23 protein-coding genes, 2 pseudogenes and 1 other annotated feature are annotated in these 22826 nt (G+C 63.2%); of the genes and pseudogenes, 7 read left to right on the forward strand and 18 right to left on the reverse strand.

Translation table 11 applies throughout. From position 1 onward, the window contains the following. From paaE to AC6CID_RS07580, 3 genes are all read left to right on the forward strand, one after another. On the forward strand, nucleotides 1-1095 hold the full coding sequence (gene paaE / locus AC6CID_RS07570) for a 1,2-phenylacetyl-CoA epoxidase subunit PaaE (RefSeq protein ID WP_498353767.1): 1095 nt from the start codon (nucleotides 1-3) through the stop codon (nucleotides 1093-1095). Between the two features lie 166 nt (nucleotides 1096-1261). Further along, nucleotides 1262-2566: a phenylacetate--CoA ligase PaaK gene (gene paaK / locus AC6CID_RS07575; RefSeq protein ID WP_498353768.1), complete on the forward strand. Its 1305-nt coding sequence runs from the start codon at nucleotides 1262-1264 to the stop codon at nucleotides 2564-2566. 307 nt (nucleotides 2567-2873) lie between these two features. Beyond that, nucleotides 2874-2993 carry an MHYT domain-containing protein gene (locus tag AC6CID_RS07580; protein WP_498353843.1) on the forward strand — a complete coding sequence of 40 codons (120 nt, stop codon included), beginning with the start codon at nucleotides 2874-2876 and terminating at the stop codon, nucleotides 2991-2993. A gap of 9 nt (nucleotides 2994-3002) precedes the next feature. On the opposite strand, the gene AC6CID_RS07585 is transcribed toward AC6CID_RS07580, so the two are convergent. The 9 genes and pseudogenes from AC6CID_RS07585 to AC6CID_RS07625 all read right to left on the reverse strand — a co-directional run bounded on the left by AC6CID_RS07585 (nucleotide 3003) and on the right by AC6CID_RS07625 (nucleotide 10845). After that, entirely contained in the window at nucleotides 3003-3200 is a 198-nt protein-coding gene (locus AC6CID_RS07585; protein WP_082921096.1) for an IS3 family transposase, read from the reverse strand. Then, complete coding sequence (locus tag AC6CID_RS07590; RefSeq protein ID WP_498353769.1) at nucleotides 3113-3871, reverse strand: IS3 family transposase; 759 nt, start codon at nucleotides 3869-3871, stop codon at nucleotides 3113-3115. Before AC6CID_RS07590 ends, AC6CID_RS07585 begins: the two co-directional genes overlap by 88 nt. Before the next feature lie 4 nt (nucleotides 3872-3875). Next, a complete protein-coding gene (locus tag AC6CID_RS07595) occupies nucleotides 3876-5111 on the reverse strand; it encodes an IS110 family RNA-guided transposase (protein WP_498353770.1) in 1236 nt (411 codons plus the stop codon). Between the two features lie 329 nt (nucleotides 5112-5440). After that, nucleotides 5441-5556 (reverse strand) — a sequence feature (AL1L pseudoknot). Beyond that, nucleotides 5514-5834, reverse strand: a complete 321-nt coding sequence (locus AC6CID_RS07600) for a transposase (protein ID WP_498353771.1) — start codon at nucleotides 5832-5834, stop codon at nucleotides 5514-5516. It overlaps the preceding feature by 43 nt. Nucleotides 5835-5889: 55 nt before the next feature. Continuing rightward, nucleotides 5890-6401 (reverse strand): annotated as a pseudogene (locus AC6CID_RS07605) (IS1634 family transposase); the annotation flags it as partial. 116 nt (nucleotides 6402-6517) lie between these two features. Continuing rightward, nucleotides 6518-7978 (reverse strand): group II intron reverse transcriptase/maturase, encoded by a 1461-nt coding sequence (ltrA, locus tag AC6CID_RS07610; RefSeq protein ID WP_498353772.1) that lies wholly within the window; start codon nucleotides 7976-7978, stop codon nucleotides 6518-6520. A 526-nt stretch (nucleotides 7979-8504) separates the two neighbouring features. Beyond that, a pseudogene (locus tag AC6CID_RS07615) lies at nucleotides 8505-9110 on the reverse strand (IS1634 family transposase); the annotation flags it as partial. Between the two features lie 223 nt (nucleotides 9111-9333). Further along, entirely contained in the window at nucleotides 9334-10032 is a 699-nt protein-coding gene (locus AC6CID_RS07620) for an alpha/beta fold hydrolase (protein ID WP_498353773.1), read from the reverse strand. 93 nt (nucleotides 10033-10125) lie between these two features. Beyond that, on the reverse strand, nucleotides 10126-10845 hold the full coding sequence (locus tag AC6CID_RS07625; protein WP_498353774.1) for an alpha/beta fold hydrolase: 720 nt from the start codon (nucleotides 10843-10845) through the stop codon (nucleotides 10126-10128). Nucleotides 10846-10996: 151 nt separating this feature from the next. Here AC6CID_RS07625 and AC6CID_RS07630 point away from each other — a divergent pair, with 151 nt between their 5' ends. Next, the gene (locus AC6CID_RS07630) at nucleotides 10997-11272 is read left to right on the forward strand and encodes an MFS transporter (protein ID WP_498353775.1); all 276 of its coding nucleotides are present in this window, start codon (nucleotides 10997-10999) and stop codon (nucleotides 11270-11272) included. A 429-nt stretch (nucleotides 11273-11701) separates the two neighbouring features. On the opposite strand, the gene AC6CID_RS07635 is transcribed toward AC6CID_RS07630, so the two are convergent. Further along, nucleotides 11702-12283, reverse strand: a complete 582-nt coding sequence (locus AC6CID_RS07635) for a helix-turn-helix domain-containing protein (protein WP_498353776.1) — start codon at nucleotides 12281-12283, stop codon at nucleotides 11702-11704. Between the two features lie 150 nt (nucleotides 12284-12433). Between AC6CID_RS07635 and AC6CID_RS07640 the strand changes: the two genes are divergently transcribed. Next, nucleotides 12434-13246 (forward strand): IclR family transcriptional regulator, encoded by an 813-nt coding sequence (locus AC6CID_RS07640; RefSeq protein ID WP_498353777.1) that lies wholly within the window; start codon nucleotides 12434-12436, stop codon nucleotides 13244-13246. A 16-nt stretch (nucleotides 13247-13262) separates the two neighbouring features. Here AC6CID_RS07640 and AC6CID_RS07645 read toward each other — a convergent pair whose 3' ends face one another. Genes AC6CID_RS07645 through AC6CID_RS07680 form a run of 8 tightly spaced genes read right to left on the reverse strand, consistent with a single transcriptional unit; the run spans nucleotide 13263 to nucleotide 20452 of the window. Next, nucleotides 13263-13742 (reverse strand): hypothetical protein, encoded by a 480-nt coding sequence (locus AC6CID_RS07645; RefSeq protein WP_498353778.1) that lies wholly within the window; start codon nucleotides 13740-13742, stop codon nucleotides 13263-13265. Next, nucleotides 13739-15328 carry an acyl-CoA synthetase gene (locus tag AC6CID_RS07650; protein WP_498353779.1) on the reverse strand — a complete coding sequence of 530 codons (1590 nt, stop codon included), beginning with the start codon at nucleotides 15326-15328 and terminating at the stop codon, nucleotides 13739-13741. The genes AC6CID_RS07645 and AC6CID_RS07650 overlap by 4 nt, the downstream gene beginning before the upstream one ends. 17 nt (nucleotides 15329-15345) lie before the next feature. Then, entirely contained in the window at nucleotides 15346-16179 is an 834-nt protein-coding gene (locus AC6CID_RS07655; protein ID WP_498353780.1) for an SDR family NAD(P)-dependent oxidoreductase, read from the reverse strand. Continuing rightward, on the reverse strand, nucleotides 16176-17051 hold the full coding sequence (locus AC6CID_RS07660) for an alpha/beta fold hydrolase (protein WP_498353781.1): 876 nt from the start codon (nucleotides 17049-17051) through the stop codon (nucleotides 16176-16178). Before AC6CID_RS07660 ends, AC6CID_RS07655 begins: the two co-directional genes overlap by 4 nt. Before the next feature lie 45 nt (nucleotides 17052-17096). Further along, nucleotides 17097-17678, reverse strand: a complete 582-nt coding sequence (locus tag AC6CID_RS07665) for a 3-phenylpropionate/cinnamic acid dioxygenase subunit beta (RefSeq protein ID WP_498353782.1) — start codon at nucleotides 17676-17678, stop codon at nucleotides 17097-17099. A 46-nt stretch (nucleotides 17679-17724) separates the two neighbouring features. Beyond that, the gene (locus AC6CID_RS07670; RefSeq protein ID WP_498353783.1) at nucleotides 17725-18948 is read right to left on the reverse strand and encodes an NAD(P)/FAD-dependent oxidoreductase; all 1224 of its coding nucleotides are present in this window, start codon (nucleotides 18946-18948) and stop codon (nucleotides 17725-17727) included. Next, entirely contained in the window at nucleotides 18948-19283 is a 336-nt protein-coding gene (locus AC6CID_RS07675) for a non-heme iron oxygenase ferredoxin subunit (protein ID WP_498353784.1), read from the reverse strand. The genes AC6CID_RS07670 and AC6CID_RS07675 overlap by 1 nt, the downstream gene beginning before the upstream one ends. Next, nucleotides 19280-20452 carry an aromatic ring-hydroxylating dioxygenase subunit alpha gene (locus tag AC6CID_RS07680; RefSeq protein WP_498353844.1) on the reverse strand — a complete coding sequence of 391 codons (1173 nt, stop codon included), beginning with the start codon at nucleotides 20450-20452 and terminating at the stop codon, nucleotides 19280-19282. The genes AC6CID_RS07675 and AC6CID_RS07680 overlap by 4 nt, the downstream gene beginning before the upstream one ends. A 351-nt stretch (nucleotides 20453-20803) precedes the next feature. Here AC6CID_RS07680 and AC6CID_RS07685 point away from each other — a divergent pair, with 351 nt between their 5' ends. Continuing rightward, complete coding sequence (locus AC6CID_RS07685; protein ID WP_498353785.1) at nucleotides 20804-21787, forward strand: zinc-binding dehydrogenase; 984 nt, start codon at nucleotides 20804-20806, stop codon at nucleotides 21785-21787. An 11-nt stretch (nucleotides 21788-21798) separates the two neighbouring features. Beyond that, nucleotides 21799-22743 (forward strand): 3-carboxyethylcatechol 2,3-dioxygenase, encoded by a 945-nt coding sequence (locus AC6CID_RS07690; protein ID WP_498353786.1) that lies wholly within the window; start codon nucleotides 21799-21801, stop codon nucleotides 22741-22743. The last annotated feature ends 83 nt before the right edge of the window (nucleotides 22744-22826 follow it).

A 22826-nucleotide genomic window follows, 5' to 3' on the forward strand; every position in this document is an offset into this window, starting at 1 on the left:
ATGACCACCGTCGAATCACCTGGTACTCGACGCGCATCACGTACCGACTTCCATCGCCTCGACGTCGCCGACGTCGAGCGCCTGTGTGACGACGCCGTCGCAATCACTTTTGCAGTCCCCGACAAGCTCGTTGCTGAGTTCGAGTTCCATGCAGGGCAGTCCCTGACGTTGCGCCGCTTCATTGACGGGGTCGAACACCGACGTTCGTATTCGATCTGTGCTCCCGTTGGCGCCTCTCCGCGGGTGGGCGTGCGGGAGGTACCGGGTGGTTTGTTCTCCACGTGGCTCGTCAACGAAGTCCGAACTGGTGACAGCATCGACGTCCAGACTCCGACCGGAAGCTTCATTGTCGATCCTGCCGTGGCCGGACGACACCTGCTTATCGCCGCCGGCTCTGGGATCACTCCTATGCTGTCCATCGCCGCATCTGTACTTGAAAACCCCGATTCATCAGTGTTTCTGATCTTCGGCAACCGACGTACCCGCTCGGTGATGTTCGCTGAGGAGATTGCCGATCTCAAGGATCGCTACGGCACCCGGCTGGAAGTTGTCCACGTGCTCTCTCGTGAACCGCGCGACGTGGAACTGTTTACTGGCCGTCTCGATGCAGACCGACTCCGCGCCATCTTCTCCGCGCTCGTTTCTGTCAACACAGTCGACGACGTGTGGTTGTGCGGGCCCTACGGCATGGTCACTGACGCACAAACCGTTCTCGACGAGTTCGGCATCGACCGAACCCGTGTCCATCACGAGTTGTTTTACGTAGACGACGTTCCTTCCCCGTCTCAGATCCATCGTGAGCCCGGTGTCGAAGGCCCCTCGAGCGAGGTCACCATTATCCTTGATGGTCGAAGCACGACCGGTACCCTTTCCCGGGATCAAAGCATCCTCGACGCTGGTGAGACCGTCCGTTCCGATCTGCCCTTTGCCTGCAAGGGCGGAGTCTGTGGGACGTGTCGCGCCAAGGTCACCTTCGGTGAGGCGAAGATGCTGCGTAACTACGCCCTGGATGAAGCCGAAGTTTCCGAGGGCTTCGTCCTTACCTGCCAGACCCTCCCCATTAGTGACGTGGTTACCGTCGACTTCGACGTATAAACATTCTCCGTTTTTCGCTCTGTCCGCCATCGTGACTTTCGAAAGTCCTGTACATCAACAGGTACTGGCTCTACCAGCTGAACAACACTCTCGCTGTCGATGCGATGGGTACATCCATACGAATCCGTCTCAGTTCTGCATCGAGAACACAACGAGGAGCATTATCATGACGACGCTGCAAGAACAGCCGTTCAATAGTGCAATCGAGTTCGCGTCCCGCGACGAAATCGCGACACTTCAACTTGAACGACTCCGCTGGTCGCTGGGCCACGCCTACGAAAACGTCCCTCACTATCGAGCGACGTTCGACAAGCATGGTGTGCACCCCTCCGATCTCAAGGATCTGACGGATCTGGCAGAGTTTCCCTTCACCACCAAAGCGGACCTACGTCAGAATTATCCCTTCGGCATGTTCGCCGTCCCGCACGACCGAGTTTCCCGGATTCATGCGTCTTCTGGCACAACCGGGCAACCCACTGTCGTTGGTTACACCCTGCAGGATCTAAACACCTGGTCAGATCTGGTAGCCCGCAGCTTGCGCGCTGGCGGTGTTCGCCCCGGCGATAAGGTACACGTGGCCTACGGCTACGGACTGTTTACTGGTGGACTCGGTGCCCATTACGGAGCGGAGCGCCTCGGCGCGACCGTCATTCCCATGTCCGGCGGCATGACCGACCGACAAATCCAACTGATCGAAGATTTCTCTCCGGACGCGATCATGGTTACACCGTCGTACATGCTCACCATCATCGACGCCATGATCAACAAAGGCATTGACCCCAGCACGACCTCTCTCCGGACTGGCGTGTTTGGAGCCGAGCCGTGGACAGAGCAGATGCGCACAGAGATTGAAGGCCAACTAGGCATCGATGCTGTCGATATCTACGGCCTGTCCGAGGTCATGGGGCCTGGTGTCGCAATGGAATGCGTCGAAACCAAAGACGGACTGCACATCTGGGAAGACCACTTCTATCCCGAGATCATCGATCCCATCACGGGAAAGCTTGTTCCGGACGGAGAGGAAGGCGAGCTGGTATTCACGTCACTGACGAAGGAGGCGTTGCCGATAATTCGTTACCGGACACGTGATCTGACACGGCTCCTTCCTGGAACAGCGCGAACGATGCGACGTATACAAAAGGTCACTGGCCGCACCGATGACATGATCATTCTTCGCGGAGTCAACCTATTCCCCACCCAGATCGAGGAGCTTCTTCTTACTGTTCCAGTTTTGGCGCCTCAGTTCCAATGCGTGCTTGAACGTCCCGGCCGCATGGATACTCTCACGGTCCGAGTCGAAGCGCGGCCAGGAACTACAGGCGAGGCCCAAACGTCAGCTGCCAGTACACTCCAGAAACTGATTAAGAATCGCATCGGCGTCACCGTTGCCATCGACGTAGTCGAACCCTCTGCACTCGAACGGTCAATCGGCAAGGCACGTCGACTGATCGACAATCGGCCCAAGACCTAGTGTTTGTCGCATCTTGCGATCGCGTCAGATTTGAACGGGGACGTGCAGCACCACTCATGTCAAGCGCACGACCATATGCAAGTCGCAAACAGCACTTCCTGTGGTACACCGCAGGTACCGCGGTGCGAAAAAAATATCTCACACAAGGACAATAATGTCACACGAGTTGCACCATTTCACAATGGGCAAGTGGGTGTTCTTTCTAGCATATGCCACATCTTTCGGTGGAGCGTTCCTTGGATTGATTTGTGCTCGCAACGCGGCGAGGAGCAACACAGGTCGTGGCCGATGGCGTTTGATAGCCGCTATGACGATCGGAGGGGTGTGTATCTGGCTGATGCATTTCCTAGGGATGATGGGATTTGCTGTGCCAGGCTCGGCGATTCGTTACGCGCTCGGGCCTAGGAACTGCTGCACGATCCGGTGACAGATTCGGTCACGCAGCCTGTGTGGCTGGTGTGGTCATGATGGTCTCGAACTCGACAGGCGTCAATCTGCCGAGCCGGAGCTGACGTCGCCGGCGGTGATAGGTCCGCTCGATCCAAGTCACGATCGCGATGCGCAACTGCTCGCGTGTGGCCCATCTCTGCCGGTCGAGGACGTTCTTCTGGAGCAGCGCAAAGAACGATTCCATCGCGGCATTGTCGCCGGCTCGCCGCGGCTGCCCACCGAAGCGACCGCGCCGGCCTCGGCAAGGCGCTGGGTGTAGCGGATAGCTCGATATTGAGCTCCGCGGTCGGAGTGATGTATCAACTGCGACAGGCCCTGACCTGCATGCTCGCGGGTCCAGATGCCCATCTCCAATGCATCGAGTGCGAGATCGGTGCGCAGACTCGTCGACAACTGCCATCCCACGATGCGGCGTGAGAAGACGTCGATGACGAACGCGGCATACGTCCATCCGGCGAACGTGCGGACATAAGTTATATCGGCGACCCACAGCTGGTCCGGTGCTGAGGCGGTGAATCCGCGGTTGACCAGGTCAGCAGGCTTGTCGGTGTCCGCTGCGGCGATCGTGGTCCGGGGGTTCTTCGACCGGGCGATGCCGCGTAACCCTTCGGCGCGCATCAGGCGCTCGACGGTGCACCGGGCCACCCGGACACCCTGCCGCTGCAGCTCCGCATGGACCTTGCGGGCACCGTAGACGGCGTAGTTCTCGGCGTGGACCCGGTGGATTTCTTCGATCAGTTCCGCGTCGCGGACCGCCCGCGCTGAGGGTGGACGGGTCTTTGCTGCGTAGTACGTCGACGGGGCGATCTGCACACCGGTCCGAGTGAGGACTCTGCAGACATCGCATGTGGCCAATCGGTCAAGGAACGGTCGTCGTAGCGAGCTCTTGGTGGGGGTGCGCGAACGCTGCGGTGGCGTCGTAGAGCTGCCGTGTGTCCAAGCAGTGGTGGAGCATGCCGAGGAAACGATTGGCCAGGTTACGGGACGCTGCGGTATGGGTGTCGCCTTTGTTGCGGCGCCGATCGTAGTGGGCTCGGGCCTCGGTGGAGTGCAGGATCAGCGGCAATGCCCACAGGTAGGCGGCATGGTTCAGTCGCTTGTTCCGCACGAGGCGAAATCTCACCGTCGTCTTCGTTCCACTGGCCCGAGTCACCGGCGCGGTGCCGGCATAGGCTTTCAGCCCGCGTGCGGTCGTGAAACGCTCACGATCGTCGCCCATTTCGCCCAGGATTCGGGCACCAAGGATCGTGCCGAGCCCTGGAAAGCTCGTCAGGATCGGCGCGTCGGGATGCTCGGTGAACTCAGTCGTCAGCGCCACTTCGAGGGAATCGACGTTGTCGGCTGCTGTCGCGAGCGCCCTCGCGTATGCCTGTGCTTGTCGACCCATCGCGTCCTCCACCGATGGTGGTTGGCGCAGATGCGGACTGCGAAGTCCGGCGACAATCCTGCGGGCCTCGATATCGACGCCGCGTTTGCGTCCTCCGCGGCGTAAGGCGGCGGCCACCGTCGACGGACGCAGCATGGCGGCCGCTGCCGGAGTCGGCGCCAAGCGAAGTACCGTCCGAGCGCCCATCGTGGTCAGGTCGTCGAAGGTGGCCAGAAATGCGGGAAAGTACTGCCGCAGCAGGGAGCGCGCCTTGCTGGCGATCTGCTGCCGATCCCAGATGGCGTCCTGGTGTGCGCGGGCGAGAACTTTGATGGCCTGGGCTTGGTCGCTGTCACGCGGTAACCGTCGGTGATTGTCGCAGTCGGTGCGCAAGATGTTGGCAAGCACGAGTGCGTCGGCGGTGTCGCTCTTCGCTCTGCTCGGTGAATAGCGATCCCGATACCGGGACACCGACAACGGGTTGATCGCGTACACGTCGGCTCCGGCGGATCGCAGCGCCGCCACGAGCAGACCCTGTGTTGTTTCGATGGCGATCGGCAGTCCGTTCAGGCCTTCCGGCCGGTGGTCCAGGATCAGCTCGGTCAGTCGGCCGACGCCGGCGATGTCGTCGCTGATGCGTTCTGTGACCAGCACGGCGCCACGGTCGTCGATCACCGCTATATCGTGATGTTCTTCTGCCCAATCGATTCCACACCACAGTTCGTCCATTTGGAATCTTCTCCTTCCCTTTTTCGAGGCGCACAGCCAGGTCGGCTGCCCGTCCCCTTGTCGAACCGGGAAGGTTCGTCGGCGCTCTAATGAGCAGGCCTCTGGGGCCACCATCGCATCGGCCGTCTCGCTAACCTTCCACCGACCGATCGGCCTCACGCGCTGCCCGCCAGGACTGTGGTGTCCTGATCGACGAAGTGCTCACCGACCAGCGGTCCGATATCCCACCCTGCACCTCACCTCAGGCAAAGGGTGGGAGCCGCGCCGGGTCCGGCTCACGGTCTGCCGCATAAGAGCTGCGGGCTCGGATCGGCTCGAGAAGTCCGGGCAGGCACGGCTACCGATTTCATTAGATCGGCTCGACCCCGTGACCGGCCTTGTGGGCGTCGATGTAGTCGACGATCACTTGAGTTTGCGGTCGAGCTCCGCTGCCGCGAAAAACGCCGACGCCGTCTTCAGGATCTCGTTGGCACGGCGCAGTTCTCGGTTCTCGCGTTCGAGTTCGGCGATCCGTTTCGCCTCGTCCGTCGTGGTGCCGGGGCGGACACCACCGTCGATCTCGGCCTGACGAACCCAGGTGCGCAGGGCCTCGGGATGGATGCCCAACTGCTCGGCGATCCGCTTGATCGCTCCTGTTCTCGATCCTGGATCGCGGCGTGCCTCGATCGCCAGCCGCGTCGCTCGTTCCTTCAGCTCCTCCGGATACTTCCTCGGTGCTCCCATGGATCTCATCCTTCCGTGTGATGAGACCCTCCAACAGACCCGGTGCGCAACAGACAGCACGGCGTTTCGAGTACTGCCAGACCGCCCGCCACGAGGTGGGATGCCGAACCGGCTCCCCAGATCGGTTCCGCGCGTCTGTTCACGGTGTTGACCACGCTGCGGGCGTGGCGGGGTGTGACGGTGTCGATGATCTGCCCATCGACGAAAACGTCTCCATTCCAATGAAAATGGTTGGCCAGATCCGCCGGGGCCTTGGTGACCCGAGACCCGACGATGAACTTCAGACCGGCGGCGTCGAGATCTGCGAGGTTACCGGCGGAAAGCATGCCGGCGTCGGCGGCGACGACCATTTCGACCCCGGCGATGTCATGTCGGGCCTGGAACTGCCGGATCATCGGGACGATGGTGTGGGTTTGAAGCCTTGTTGCCTTCGAAGCAGCCGATCTCCAGTGGGAAACCGGTTCGGTCCACGAGCAGGCCGACGACGATCTGCGGGTCGACCCTTCGTTCCTTCGAGTACCCGACCTTGCGGAGATCGTCCTCCTTCTCCGCCTCGAAATACAGGGTGTTGGGTGGACCCGGGGCGCGGTGGCGGCATTGCTGCTGCTCCGTTTCCCCGGGCCTCCCGCCGAACCCGCCGTGCGCCTTTCAACGCAACGGGCTCTCCACGACGATGATGCCGGTCAGGCAGCCATGACCGGGTCGTAGGGACTGGGGATCTTCGTCCCGCGGTACCAGTAGCGCTCGATCCGCACTCGCGTGGGATCGAACAGGACCGCATCCGAGGTCGCGATGGGTCTCCAACTGCCGTCGGGACGGCGGAGCCATCGTCTGACCTTGGACCAGTTCCAGCGACGCTGCTCGCGCTGCCAGGCCACGAACCTTCGCCAGGTGAAATACCGGAGGAAGGAAAACCGTCGCCCGGCCAGCGCATGGCGGAAATAGTATGTCCAGCCACGCAGTGCCGCGTTGACCTCGCCGATCACCGCTGTCAGGGGCCGAGGAGACCGGCGTGGGGTCAACTGGCGGATGGTCTGCTTGATCGACCGGAACGCCTTGTCGGCGATGAAGGTCATGCAATACCACTTTCCGCCTCCCCGGCGTTGTCTCCACTGGAGGTGGAAGCCGAGGAAGTCGATCCCATGCTCGAGGTGCGTGATGCGGGTTTTGGTCTCGGACAATCGGAGTCCGATCCCGCCGAGCACCTCGGTGACTTGTTCCTTCAAGGCGAGTACGTCATCTCTGCTGCCGTTGGTCATGATGACGAAATCGTCCGCGTAGCGCACGATCCGCCAGTTGCCCATTCCGTTACGCATCCGTTTGCGACGAGCCCACTGCGTGGCCTGCTCGCCTCCTGGTTGCCACGGAGCCATGATCGCCTCGTCCAGAGCGGACAACGCGATGTTGGCCAGCAGCGGCGAAATGATCCCGCCCTGCGGCGTTCCCGCATCGGTACTGTCCTGGCGGCCGAGCTCGTCAAGCACCCCGGCCTTGAGGAACGCCCGCACCAATGCGACGGTCTTCTTGTCCGCGATCCGTGCCCGCACCCGTGCGAGCAATGCCCGGTGATCGATGTGGTCGAAACATCCTTCGATGTCCGCATCCAGCACCCACCGGTACCCGCGTTGGGCGTAGTAATGGATCTCGGCGACCGCATCGTGGGCCCGCCGCTTCGGCCGGAAACCGTATGAGACCGGCAGAAAGTCGGCCTCGAAGATCGGTTCCAGCACCATCTTCAACGACTGTTGCACGACCCGGTCGGTCACGGTCGGGATCCCCAACGGGCGGGACTCGCCGCCCGGTTTGGGGATGAGCACCCGCCGCACCGGCGCGGGCCGATACGTGCCGTCCTCGATGCTTGCGGCGATCCCGGACAAGAACGCCTGGACCTCGCCGCGCTGTTCGATCCGGTGCACTGTCACACCGTCGATCCCAGCAGTGCGAGCCCCTTTGTTGCGTGCCACCACCGACCAGGCCATCCGAAGATAGTCCGGGTGGGACACGAGGTTGAACAAGTCCCCGAACCGCGCACTGCGGTCGGTCTTGGCCCACCGGTGATACTTGATCTGCGTCCGCGCTACCCGATCCCGGGCGATATCCGCCCGAGGCCCGGCGCCGGAGTTCACCGACGCGTCTTGCGCCATCGCAGTACCTCCTATCCATTGTCGCTGCCGCCCTTCCCGATGTGTCCGGCTCTCCCGGACTCGCAGTACTACGGCGGCTCCGCCAGCTCCCGGATCGGTCGGTGGACGACGCACCCAGCCACCCCGCAGCACCGGCTGCACCACGGTCGTGGCAGATCCGAGAACCTTCCCGTGTTCACTCGCTGTTCGCTCACCGAAGGAGGCACCCGGCTATCTGCCTGCGGCACCCACCGGCGACTACTCCGTAGTCATTCGCCGCCGGCCCCGCCCGGGAAAGTAACTCGTCCCCCGGACGGTCTGTCTGCCCGTCACTCCGGCAGACAGCTCACCGCACCCGCCCCAGATCCGCAGGGTTAGAGGCGGTTATACGTCAAGACAGGTGATGACACCGGTTCCTCGCGTATACCTCTTCGGCATCGCTCGCCGCGCCCACGCCATCCAGCGGTGCTGACGCGACACGGCTTTGTCAGGGCTGCTCCCACCCTCCCGGGCGTCTCCCCGGTCAGGCTGCCCCCAGCTTCATAGACTCCTGGCTACGGCCAGGCGCAAGGCAAAGGTCTCTCACCTCCGCTCGAACAGCAAGCGCCTCACGGCGCACGGTCACGTCGTAGAGCACCAGGGACAGACCCCCGGTCGCCGCGGCATGCTCGAAACATCGCGTCGCGACCCGATCCCGGTAATCACTTGTGGCACAACGTTTCAATGCATTGGCGTAGGTGTTGCGGTGAAGCGGGGCCAGACCGATCTCGCCGACCACCCTGGCCGTGTCGCTCATCGACGTCGGCTCCACGATCCGGGCAAGTACCAGCTGGAAGAAAGCCTCGTCGTCGAGGACGTCGAACCCGAGCCGGTGCCAGGCGGTCTCGATCGCCTCGATCAGCCAGCGCGAGCGCTTCGCGGTGATCAGCGACGGTCCCTTCCCGGAGTTGCCGGGCACATCCAGTCCCAGGTCGAGTTCTTCCTGGCCGGCGTGGAGCTTGCCGCGGGCGAGCTGCATCAACGCGGCCAATTCGCTGTCGGTGTGGGCCGAGCCGACATGCTCGACAATCGTCCGGCGACCACCCTGCTTGACCGCGATCTGCACCGCCGTCGCCCCCGACGCGGTCCGAACCTTGCGAATGTACGCCGCCATCTGCCAGATCCTACCGACCGTTTAGTGCCCCAAATCGACAACCCGCGATCCCGCTACCAGCGGAAATGCTCGGAGAACCCGGAAATCCTCCTCAACTTGTGCAAGTCAGGTTGTCCAGTCGCAGCGAAACGGCGGGCATCAGTTTGACGAAACGAGAAGCGGCACCCGGCGGAACGGGTTGTATCCCGCCGGGTGCCGCTTGGATCGGGTCCCTTGCCGTTGTTCAGCGGGCGCTGGCAGCGATGAAATCGACGACCTTCGTCGGCGCTTCATGCATCGGAAGGTGAGCCGCACCAATTTCTTCGATTCGGGCGCCGGCATGATCCGCCATCGCACGCTGTAGATCCGCGGGAATGACCAGGTCGTCCAGGGTCAGTAGATAAGACACGGGTGTTTCGCCCCAGCCTGCTGTCGAGCTGGGGGTTGTAAATGCAGCAACTGCATGTGGAACCATTCGACGGACATGTTCCTCCGCGTCAGCTGTAGACGCCAAACCGCTCGCCATGAGCTCGCGGGCTCGCGAGTTCTCAACGACGCAGAATGCGCCCTCGTCCTGCACGTCGATCCAGTCGGGCAACGTTCCACCTACCAAGTCCAGAACCGCCTGACCTTTTTGAGGAAGGAACCCAGCAATATACACCGCTGCCGCGACGGAGTCGTGTCCTGCGAGTTCCGAAAGAACCATCCCGCCATATGAGTGACCGACCAAGGTCACTAACTGATCTTGCTCGGAGACAAGGTCTCTCAAAAAGTCCGCATCCGCAGTCAGGCCCAGGGAGGGATCCCCGGTCGTCGACGGCAGGGAGTCCACAACCGTGACGGTCGCTCCGCGCTGCCTCAACTGTTGAGGAAGATCTTCCCAGGACCAGCCTCCGTGCCATGCTCCATGCACCAGAACGATGTTTGCTGCGTCGATAGTCACCGTCTTCTCTTTCTGTTCGTCATGTAGAGGTGATCCTCGAATGGATCGCGCTTCCTTGTCGAATGTGCTCGCAGTCGATCGACGCCGTTGCTGTCACGCTTCTGTCAGGAGCGCAGCCAAGGCCGCCGGATCGCTGATGAAAGGCGAATGATCGGAATCCATCTCGGTGATAGGCGCGTTCGCCCGGTGAGCGAATTCTCGCTGCAATGAAAGAGGCACGGCCTGGTCGTCTGTTCCTGCAATCCACCGCTTGGGGACAGAGTGAAATCCTGCGCCTAATCTCAATGACGTGGCCAGAGGCGCGATGTGTTCCGGCACAAGACGATCGATTGCGCAAGCCACGTCCGTCGGATCGCAGCGGTTGTAGAACGCCGCCGTTGCCGCATCAGGCGGCACGGTTACTGTTTTTCCGTCCTCGGACGTAACGAGTCCCCCCGGTGCGAGCAAGCGACTCGTCGCGCCAGCCTGATGTAGAGCCTCCAGACCTGATTGTCCGTCGGAAGGCACCACTGCACCGACGAAAATTACCTGTGCGATATCGTCCGGAAAGTCTTCGGCGAATTGGGACGTAGTGAGCCCGCCCATGCTGTGAGCGACGATGACAGGTTTGCCGTGGGCGGACTCCTTTACAGAATCGACTGTGTCACCCAAAGTTCGAACCCACTCGGCGAGGGTGACATCGGCGTGGGGGTCCTCACGGCCAGGTAAATCAACTGTGAGAACATTGTGCCCCGCCGACTCCAGAATCGGCTTCAAAGCGTCCCAACACCAGCCTCCATGGCAACCTCCATGGACAAGGATGTAATTCGTCATTCGAGTTTTGCCCTCTCGTCAAATTCACTCGGAAATCAGTGCACGCCCGATGCTACTTTCGACCGAGTGATCGAACTCACGTCCGTGCCGCTGTTCGGAACGCTCGACCACGACTTGCACAGGAGTCGGGCTTCGCGGTAGCGCTGCCCTCGTGACGGTGTTGGGGCCTTCGGGCCCCGATATATACCTGTCGTCACTGCCCGACAGCGCAGCAGAATTCTCGGTTCCCGCATCCACCGCCCAATTGACGTTGACGGTGTTCCTGTTCGCGATAGGCATCGGCCAACTCGTTTTCGGCCCGGTTGTGGATGCGTACAGGCGTCGCCGCGTGTTGCTGGCAGGTACAGCGGGGTTCGCCCTGACCTCGCTATGGGCGGCGTACTTCTCGGGTGCCGTCGCTTTGTTGTCCGCACGATTCTTCCAGTGACTCTGTGCTGCAGCCATTCTTGTAGTCGTGAGCAGCACGGTTTTGCGACGTAGTGGTCGGCATACGGGCCGCTCAGTTGCTCGCTGTGTTGGCGACTCTCGCGGAAAGTTCGAGTCTCAGGATGGCTACACCGGCGTCTCACTCATGTTCCAGCTCGGCTCCGCTCTCCGTGCAGACACCGCTCCCCTGACGGCGAATTAGCTGTTCCGCCTTGACAACCACGGCGATACTGACAACATCGCGTGGTACCTCATCGATCCGATCACCGTCTCCACCCCCGCTGGCCAGCTCCACCAGGAAACGCTGATCCGCCCGGCCCGGGGCGCCAGCCACGCACGGGAAGGTTCGGACGACCTCGTCGCCAACAGTTGACATCTCGGGTCGACCTTTGTCTGTCCGGATGGGTTACGCCCGTCCGGACAGTTTGCGTTACTGAGTGCTATTCGGGCCGAATTGACGCAGTTGAGGGAGGGTTGTTACAACATGCGCAGTGACCTCGTCACTCAAGCATTCGTAGACGTAGGGGACGTCACCGGGAAAGCGCACGAAGTCTCCCACATCGAGCGTCACCGGATCGGTGACCGGCCCGATTCGCAACCGACCGGCGATGAGGTACACGTGATGGAGGGTGCCTGGCGGCTCGCCTGCATCGGGCCCTGAGAATGTCGCACCTTTGGTGAGCCGCAACAGGTTGTTGCGCACGTAACCGGATCCGTACACTTCGTCGAAAAGCCGCTCGAACCGGCCCTCCGCTGTCGTCCACACGTCCTCGTGGTGACGCTGGACGAAGACAGGGGACCCCCACTCGGTGAGTAGACGCCGCGCGGGCATGTCGAGTGCCGCTCCCAGCAGCGCGAGTGTTTCTACGGTGGGATTGCCGACACCTTGTTCCACTTTCGACAAGGTCTGCTTCGAGAGTCCGGAACGGCGGGCGAGTTCGGCGAGCGTCAGACCACGCTCCTGCCGATAACGACGCACGTTACGAGCCACCAGTTGATTGCTGTCAGACATCCCCACCGTCACTTATAAGTTGCCATCGTCCATCTTGACGGACGACATCCTTCGCCGTAATGATTGTCACGTAAAAGTTACACTTCGTCCACTGAAGTAGTCGTTGGGCGCGACCTTTGCGTGGACAATGACCTATCGAGGTGGCCGGACATGACGATGACCGCAGCAGCAGGGCGTGACGACCGGGCCGCCGTCGACAAGGCCGTCAGCCTTCTGGCGTGCTTTGGCGACGAAGGTCTCACCGGTGTCGGGGTCAGCGAACTCGCGCGTCGCGCAGACTTGAGCAAGTCCACCGCACACCGGGTACTGGCCATGCTGGAACGTAACGGCGTGATCGAACGGGTAGGCACCAATTACCGGCTCGGCACCCGGCTGCACGAGCTCGGCCGGACCGTGTATGCCCCTGGCCAGGAAGAACTGCGAGACCTGCTGATTCCGTTTCTAGCCGATCTGTACGCCGCGACGCAGGAGACCGTCCACCTCGCTGGGCTCTATGGCACGGATGTTGTGTACCTGGCCAAGCTGTACGGACATCGTCAACTGGCCTCTCCTGCACGTATCGGGCACCGTATTCCTGCGCACTGCACCGCGGTCGGCAAGGCGATGCTCGCATACGACCCAGACGCGACCGATGCAGCGCTGGCCGGCACACTGCGGCGATACACCGATGACACGATTACTGAACCGATGGTACTAGCTTCCGAACTCGCGTCGATCAGGCGACTGGGAATCGCGGTGGAGAACGGGCAGGTCCAGCGTGGACTTAGCTGTGTGGCCGTTCCCATCATCGGCTCCTCCGGACGCGCGGTCGCAGCGCTGTCAGTGTCCGGACCTACCGGGCGCCTCGACATACGGTCCCACGCTGCAACGCTGCGTCAAGTGGCCAGCGCTGCAGCGCGGGTCGTGCCAAGCGGACGCAGACAGTCGTCACCAGCACTGTACCTCCACGCCCTCGCCGGCTGATTCCCGTCGTGTGCCGTCAGGTTCCCGGCACGTGGTCGAGATCCATGTCCACCGCAGTGACCCACTCTGGCTCCGCGACAAGCAAACTCAACTCGGCGTCGGCGATGTCGACATCGACGACATAGCGGAACCCGGCCTTTTCGGCGGCTGCGAGCGCGGCAACAGTACCCAGGGGTTCATGGCCGGATCCACTGCGTTCGACCGCGAACACGACTTTGCGGCACTGGGGATCTGCTTGTTGCACTGCGGGAACCACCGCTTGGAGCACTGCGGTGAGACCCTCGGAGTTGGTTACGTCCGCTACCCGGACTTCGACGTCATGTGCAGCGACAGGATAGGCACGGCGCAGCCGTCCGGTTACGCACCGCGCCAGCTGGATCGTCGCTGCTCGTTCACCGTCGCGGCACAAGATGGCTCTACCTCCGGTGTCGGACCACGAAAGGACATCACTCGACCATGGCTGCTGGAAGCGAGGTCGCTCGAACGATGTGTTCATTGTTCTCCTGCTTTCAGAATCGAGCGGATCGTCATCTTCTCGAGCTTGCCTGAGGCATTGCGCGGCACGCGATCGATGATCTGCAGCCGCTGTGGGAGCTTGTACCTGGCAAGCTGGGTGGCGGAGAACTCGCGCACATCGTCGAGGGTGATCGCAGTGTCACTGTCGAGCGAGACGACGGCGACAACGACCTCGCCCCACTTCTCATCCGGTACACCGACAACAGCAACATCACCGATACCAGGCATATTCGACAGGACGCGTTCGACCTCGGCGGGGTAAACGTTCTCCCCACCGCTGATCACCATGTCCTTGAGTCGGTCGACGATGAACAGATAGCCGTCCTCGTCCAGGTAGCCGATATCACCAGAGTGGAACCAACCCTCCTCGTCGAACGCCGAGTCGGTTGCTTCCGGGTTCTCCCAGTAGCCGGGGGTGACATTCGGTCCACGCACCACGATCTCACCGCTGACACCCGGTTCGACGGGAGTATTCGTGGCCGCGTCGACCACCCGAACCTGGGTGTAGGGCATGGGGATGCCAGCGGAGCCGAGCTTGTCGAGCGTGCGTTCGACGGGCAGGTGTGTGGCGAACGGCGCGGTCTCGGTCAGTCCCCATGCCTGCTGCAGCCAGATACCGTGGTCGGCGTACTCGCGGATCAGTGACGGCGGCACCGGAGCACCGGCGACAACGACGGACCGCAGATGCGATAGGTCCGCGTCGAATACCCCGGGAACCCGGCTCAGTGCTGCAAGCATGGCCGGCACCACGAACATCGAGTTGACCTCGTACTGGACAAGGTCGGAAAGGAGCTCGACCGGGTCGAATGTCCGCCGAAGTACCACCGTGCCGCCCCGGACGATGGTCCGGACGACGAAGCTGTTGAGCGCCCCGACGTGGAACAGCGGCGCGGATGCATAGGTGACGTCGCCGCGGCGGGCGTCGAGTCGGGTGTCGACGTTGATCGAGTTCCACCAGATATTCCCGTAGGTCAGGATGACGCCTTTGGGGGCGCCGGTGGTGCCGGAGGTGAACATCAAGATGGCGGGGTCGTCGAACCGGCCGGGCACGATCCGGTCGGTCGGCGCCGATGCGGTGAGGAGCTCGGACCACGGCTCCCATTTACCGGTGTCGCCGGTGACCGGCACCGCGGGGTCGTCGTCGACGAGGAGAAACCGCTTGACCTCGACCGCATCCCGAACGGCGTCGACCACCGCTTGGTGTCCGGGTTCGGCGACCAGAGCGACCGAGCCGCTGCGGTCGAGCACGGTCTGCAGTTCAGGTCCGGCGAGGCGGAAGTTCACCGGTACAAACACCGCACCGATCCGCAAGGTGGCGAGCAGGGTAGTCAGGAACGCGGGGCTGTTCAGTCCCACATACGCCACACGGTCACCTGGCCCGACCCCGCCGTTGACGAGAACCTCGGCGAGTCGCCCGGTCCGGTCCTCGAGGTCGGCGTAGGTCAGGTCCGTGCCCGGGTACCGCAGGGCCACCGCGTCACCGTTCCAGCCGGCGTTGCGCTGCAGGGCAGCAGCGGGGTTCACGTCGACGGCGAAGCCCGAGTTGGCGGGATGTCCGAATATCATGACAGGCCTTTCCAGTCTCAGAGGTGGTCGCCGCCGGCATCGGAGCTGAACCCGCGCACGCCCATACCGCCGTCGATGGAGATCGCCTCTCCGGTGATCGGCCCACTCTGTTCGCGAGAGGCGAGCAGAACGTACGGTCCGGTGAAGTCCTTCGGATCGGTGCTCGAATCGTGCAGCGGAATCGGCGGGGGCGGGGCGTCCGGGCCGCGCTTGGCGAATGACGCCGAGATGGACCGCTCCTTCATCGACAGCGACTCGGGCCCGCGCAGGTCGGTGTTCATGCCACCGCAGGCGACACCGTTGACCCGCACCTTCGGTGCGAGCTCGTACGCGAGCTCACGCATCAATCCGAGGCAGGCGTGCTTGCTTGCCGTGTAGACCGGTCCGCCGCCGTTGACGTAGAACGAGGCGTTCGACAGGGTCATCACGATGCTGCCGCGGGTCTTGACCAGTTCCCGCCACGCCGCTTCCGCGGCGAGGAAGTAGCCCTTGACGTTGACGGCAAACACCTCGTCGAAGGTCGCAGCGATCTCCGGCCCGGACAAGCGGGTGAGCTGACGTTGGTAGTCCCAGACCCCGGCGTTGGCGACGAGTGTGTCGAGTTTGCCGAATCGGGCGACGCTCTCGGCGACGGCAGCGTGCAGTTGCTCGGTGTCACGGACATCCGCCGCCACAGCATGCATACGGGACGGGTCGGACGAATTGGCGACCACCTTGTCGAGCTGGTCTAGATTGCGGCCAAGGATGGTCACCGAGGCGCCCTCGGCAAGGTAACGTTCGGCGACCGCTCGACCGATTCCGGTTCCACCGCCGGTGATCAGCGCGGAGTAGCCCTCGAGCCAGCCGCTCATGCGAGCTCTCCCAGGAAGTCGGCCACCAGGCGTTCGAACTCGGCGGCTCGTTCGAGCTGCACCCAGTGACCGCACTTGCCAAACACGTGCATCTGCACGTTCGGGATCTGCTTGAGCATGATCTGGGCGCCCTCAAGGGTGATGGTGCGGTCATCGCGCCCCCACAGCAATAGGGTTGGGGCCTTGATCTTGTGCAGGTCCTTCCACAGCGGATCCATGCCGTGCCTCTTTGCGAAGGCTGCGTTGTAGTGGTGGTAGAACGCGATGTGGCTCTCGTCGAGGGACGCCTCGTACCGTGCCCGCACGACATCCTCACCGAACTGCTTGTGGTCGAAGACCATCGTCCGGATGAACGCGGCCATCTTCTTCTCGCTCGGCCCGCCGCCGTTGAAGTACTTGAACATCTCCTTCTGCCCCTCGGTGGGGGTGGGACCGAACGGCAACCAACCGCCGCCTGGCGCCATCAGCACGAGGCCGGTGACGCGGTCGCGTTGCGTCTGCGCCATGGCGATGGCTGCGGCGCCACCGAGGCTGTTGCCCAGAAGATGGAACGAATCGACCCCGAGGCCATCGAGGGCCTGAAACAGCGCGTCCACGGTAATCTGCGTGATGGACCGTTCGTCGAGGTCGGTTTCGGTAGGCCGGTAGCTGTCACCGAAGCCGGGCTGGTCGGGCAGCAGGATCCGAAAGCGCTTCGACAGCGCGGCGAGATTTTGGCGGTAGTTGCTCACCCCAGACGCGCCGGGGCCTCCGCCGTGCAGCATCACGAGGACGGGGCCGTCGCCGGGTACCTCGGCCACGGCGATCTGTCCGAGGGAGGTCTGCACTTTGTGGTGGCGAAGTTCGATCTCGGTGGTGGTCGCGGTAGTCACTGAAAATCCCCTAGGTGTGGATCGAGTCGATCCGGCTGTCGGTGGTCAGAAGAAGGTGGAGATGTTTTTCGCCTGCAGAATGCTCTGGTCGAGCAGGATGGTGCGGCGCGCGACCTGCAGTCCCGCGGCGGTGCGGCGCAGCACGTCGGTGCGACCGCCGGCGAAGATGTTCTCTTCGCGTTCGAGTCGGTTGCGGTAGACGAGAAACGCCGAACGCACGACGAGGTCGTTTGTGGTGAACCCGGCGTGCTCGGTGGGGTCAACGTGTCGGGCGACGACATTGGTGACGAGGTGACGGGTCCGTGACGGCGGGTCCTCCGCCCATGCCATTCCGGAGTCGAAGCGGCGAATCCGCCAGGCGAGACTGTCCTTGGTCTCGTCGTAGAACGCGGCCTCACCGCGCGCCGCGATCGACAACGCCTGCTGGCGGCGCAGCCGGTTGGTGCGGGTCGGCATCCAGTAGTCGAGGTCGTCGGCGAGCAGGTCGAGCCAGTCGGTGAACCGTCCGTCGTCGAGGAGCTCGGCCTCTTGGTAGTAGAACTGTTCGACTTCGAAATGGGTGTCGCGGTCCGCGCGGCGACCCGTCAGCGGCTCGGTGGGCTGTGTTGATTCGGTGGTGGTACTCACGGTGTTGGATCCCTTCCACGGGCTCTGCTGCCGGTGACCGGACAGCTCAGCCGCGCAGCAACTTTCGGAGGTCAGTGGCGGTATCGGCGAGACGATGCGGGTCGACCTTGAGACTCCGATCGATCATCCGGCGCGCTGCACGAACGGCGTTCGAGTCGTTAACGGCGACAGCACCGACAACGACGCCGTTGCGCAGTCCGAACGCAGAGAACGCGCCCGCACCGACTTCACCCCGAATCACAGTGGTGTCGGCGTCGACCATGTGCCCAACACCTTCCACGTGACGGTGGTGACGGTCGGTCCAGAACCAGGGTGCGGTCGCATCCGGCGCGGCGACGCCAAGGATTGTCGCCGCGGCCCGGCGGCCGTCGTGCTGGGCGGCATCCCAGTGCTCGGCTCGCGGCGCAAGTACGCCGTCTCGGCGGATCCGGGTGGGATCGCCGACGGCAAGCACAGCTGGGTTCGAGGTCACCTGCCACGGATCGACAACGATGCCACGGTCGACTTCGAGGCCGGCCGCCTGTGCGAGGTGAGTGTCCGGCACCATGCCGACGCCGAGGATCACGACGTCGAAGGAGCGAGGTTCGACCTCACCGGTGATGACGGCGTCGATGCGCGCACCTGTGTCGGTGAAGGATTCGACTCCGGCAGTGAGTGTGGTGATGCCCCGAGCAGCGTGCAGACCGTGGAGCCACGCCGCGACCTCATGTCCGACTGCGGCGGCGATCGGCACGGCAACCGGGTCGACGAGGGTCACATCGCATCCGAGGTCGATGGCTGTGGACGCCACCTCGGCGCCGATGAGGCCCGCCCCGACGACCAGAACTCTGGCGCCCGCGACCAGAGCAGCGCCGAGTCGGTCGGCGTCCTCGTTGGTGCGCAGCACATGCACCCGCGGGCTGTCGACGCCGGGGATGGGGGGCCGGGCGGCGTGCCCGCCGGTGGCCAGGACGACGCGGTCGGCATCAAGCAGTGCGCCGTCCGTCAGTTCGACGCCTCCCTCGCCCGGTCGTAGCGCCACAACCGCAGTGTTGGTACGCAAGTCGATCGCGTTGTCGTCGTACCACTGTGCCGGTTGCAGGGCGATCTGTTTCAGGTCCTTCGCCCCCGCCAGGTAGTCCTTGGACAGCGGCGGCCGGTCGTAGGGGAACTCACCGGCGTCCACGAGGGATAGTTCACCGGAGTAGCCACCGGCACGGAGGGCGCCAACGGTGCTCACACCTGCGATGCCGCCCCCAACGACCACGATCCGGTCGACTGCGGTCGCCATCAGGGCGCCTCGTTCGGGAACAGGAAGACCTCACCGTCGCGTACCTCGACGCGGTGCGGGCACGCATCCTTGGTCGCCGGAAGCCCGTCCACTGCACCGGTTTTGAGACAGAACTTGCTCGAGTGCAGGGGGCACTCGACGTGTCCGTCCTCGACCCATCCTTCGGCGAGGGAGGCGTCCGCGTGAGTGCAGGTGTCATCGAGCGCCCAGACGCTGCCGTCGTCGTCACGGAGCAGCGCGATGTCGTCGGTCGTGCCGGTGACGGACTTGTCGATAGCGATGCCCTCGCCCTCGGGGATGTCGTCAAGCGCCGCGACGCGGATTCCTGTGGTCATCGTGCCTCCTCGTGCCAGGCGGGGGTGTTCATCAGCTCGCGCCACCGCGCGTAGAACGCGCGCCCGGCGGCATCGCTGTAAAGTTCGCTGGTCCTGCCCGGGTGCCGGCCGTCTTCGCGCTCCGACCCCATGCCCATCTGGTAGTTCAGGGCGACACCATTGGTGATGAAGCCACGGGAGATGGCCTGGACCTCGCTCCAGTTCTCACCGTCGTCCTGCTCGAAGATCCCGCTGGGCCCGAAGGTGCGCAGATTGTACAGCCGCTGGGCTTCGCGGACCTCCTCGGGCATGGATTTGTCGACGATGGTCCACGCCCAGACCTCCATCTTGTCCGGTCCCTTCGGGTGCCAGATGCGAATGGAGCCGTTGACCGGAAGGTAGGAGAAATTCGGGAACACCGTGGCATGGCCGTTGGTGAGCGGGCCTTCCACCCGCGCCTCACCGAGCCGTTCGCGCAAGGCGTCGTAGTTCATCCAATCGTGCACGGTGCGAGCATCGAACCGGTTCTTCGGGTGCACCGGGAAACCGGCACCGTGCCCGTTCGGGTCGGCGTACTGACGACCGGTGCGGTGCACGATTTCGTCTTTGGGAGTCTTGCCCGTCGGGGACAGCACCATCAGCGCCGAGGCGTGACTCATGTTCACGTGGTACCAGTCGGTGGCGAACTGTTCCGCGGACAGTTTCCAGTTCCCCTCGAGCACCCACTTGTGCACGCCACCGACGACGACCGTGCCCTCATCGTCGTGGTCGAGCATGGCGTCCATGTACCACGCCATATCGCCGAGTGATTCCCGCAAAGACACCGGTTCCGGGTTCCACGTGCCGAAGATCAAACCGTGATAGATCTCGATGTGCGGAACCTCGACCAGTCCCCAATCCTTGACGTCGAACGACTCGGGGTAGCCCTCCTTGTTCGGGACGCTGATCAGCTTGCCCTCGAGGTCGTACGCCCAGCCGTGATAGGTGCAGGTGAAGTTTCGGGTGGCGCCGAAGTCTGCCCGGCACACCCGCGCACCGCGGTGCCGGCACGAGTTCAGGTATGCGCGGATCTTGCGGCTCTTGTCCATTGTGACGATGACCGGATCCTCACCCATGTAGGTGGTGAAGAAATCGCCGGGCTTATGGAACTGGTCGGTATGAGCGAGGAACAACCAGCTCGGCGCGAAAATGCGGCGCATTTCCTGCTGATAGAGCTGCTCGTCGGTGAAGATAGCACGGTCGAGCAAACCGCCCTCGGCGTCGACGAGACCGGAAACGTCGACGTTCCGGGTCATAGCCGCCGGACGCTGCAGTGCCCCGCGCGGAGCCCTGGTCGCGGCGCCGCGAGGCAGTTCGCATGCACCGCCGCACGCGCCGGGCTCGGCCGCGGGTCGGATGGTGGAAGTCATGTCAACCACACAAGCCGGATTAAACACAGGTTTCCAGAAGTCGTTGCCTACAATGGAACAGCAATCGGAAGCGTTCCGTGCAGCGGCACACCTACTCGATGGTCGCGCGAGCTGCGGGTCAACATCGTGGTCATGCTCGCTGCAACCGCTATCTCCCAAAGTGCCACCGACCCACTGAGTGGTCTCGTCCTCGGAGACGTCCCCAAGCCCGAATCGAAGCCCGGTTGGTCCGTCGTCCGCGTGGTCGCGTCCTCGCTGAACATGCACGATCTGTGGACCCTGCGCGGTGTCGGCCACCCGCCCGAGCGGCTGCCGATCATCCTTGGTTGCGATGCAGCCGGATACGACGAGGACGGCAATCCTGTAATCATCTACCCGGTGATCGCGGACGCCGACGCGGGAATGGGCGACGAAACCCTCGACCCGAACCGAGCGCTGCTGTCCGAACAGCACAACGGCGCCTTCGCCGAGTACATCACCGTCCCTACCCGCAACCTTGTTCCGAAGCCGGACTGGCTCTCCTTCGACGAGGCCGCGTGCCTGCCTGTCGCCTGGACCACCGCTTACCGAATGCTGTTCACGCAGGCCAAGATCACCGCCGGAGACCGAGTATTGGTCCAGGGCGCAGGAGGTGGCGTCGCCTCTGCAGCAATCAAGCTGGCCATCGCCGCGGGCGCGGTCGTCTATGCCACGAGCCGCAGCGAGGACAAGCGCGCCGAGGCCGTGTCCTGGGGTGCCCGCGCCGCAGTGGGAACCGGTGAGCGGCTGCCCGAACGGGTCGACGTCGTCATCGAAACCGTCGGCGAAGCCACTTGGGCACACTCGATGAAGTGCCTACGTCCGGGCGGCACCATCGTCATCGCCGGCGCCACCAGTGGCGCCAACCCACCCGCAGACCTCAACCGGATCTTCTACCTGCAGCAACGCATTCTCGGCTCCACCGGCTGCACCCGCAGCGAACTCGTCGCGATGCTCAAGATGATGGACGCCACCGGACTGCGCCCGGTCATCGACCGCACCTTGCCCCTGTCCGAGATTCACAAAGGCTTCCAGCTCATGATCGACGGAACCCTGACCGGCAAGCTCGTCATTCAACCAAACCCCGAGCAGCAGTGAGGAAATCACCTATGACCGCCGCCCTCGTCGGACTTTCACATTCACCTCTGATCGGTAAGAACGATCCGGCTCCCGAGATGCTCGCTCGTATCGACGCCGCAATCGAGGACGCTCGCACCTTCATCCGCGACTTCGATCCTGAACTCGTCGTGCTGTACGCACCGGACCACTACAACGGCTTTTTCTACAAGGAGATGCCCCCGTTCTGTCTGGCCACCGAGGCCCACGGCGTCGGAGACTTCGGCTCCCAAGCCGGACCGCTCTCCGTCGACACAGTAGCGGCGAAGGCTCTAGCGCAGGGCGTCCTCGATCGCGGGGTCGACCTGACTGTCTCCGCTCGGATGATCGTCGACCACGGCTTCGTGCAACCTCTCGAAGTTCTCTTCGGTGGTATCGACCGTGTTCCGGTGGTGCCGATCTTCGTCAACGGTGTTGCCACTCCCCTCGGCCCGGTCAGTCGTATTCGCGCGCTCGGCACCGCCGTTGGTGAGGCTGCCTCCACGCTGGACAAGCGAGTTCTGTTCCTTGCTTCCGGTGGCCTGTCCCATGACCCGCCGGTCCCTACCCTCGACGGGGCGCCTCCGCGGGTTGCCGACGCGCTCATCGAGGGCCACGTGCCGACGCCCGAGCAGCGGGCAAAGGGCGAGGAGCGAGTGATTCAGGCCGGACGTGACTACGCCGCCGGGTCGACCTCGATGCTTCCGATCAATCCAGCTTGGGACAATCAGGTACTCGACACCTTCGAGAGCGGGAACCTGGCCGATGTTGATGACTGGACTGTGGACTGGATGAACGCCGAGGGCGGCGGTTCGTCACACGAGGTGCGAACCTGGATCGCCGCGTATGCCTCCCTCGCGGCCACTGGTCGCTATACGATGAGGTCCCGTTTCTACGAGCCGGTCCCCGAATGGATCGCCGGCTTCTCCGTCACTACGGCTGTCGTGCACGCGCGGTAATCCTTTTACCTCGAAGTCGCTGAGGCAGGGCCCGTCCCCGACAACAGTGTCGGGGACGGGCCCTGCCTCAGCATTGATGTTCG

Source organism: Rhodococcus sp. GQ147, assembly GCF_059759155.1.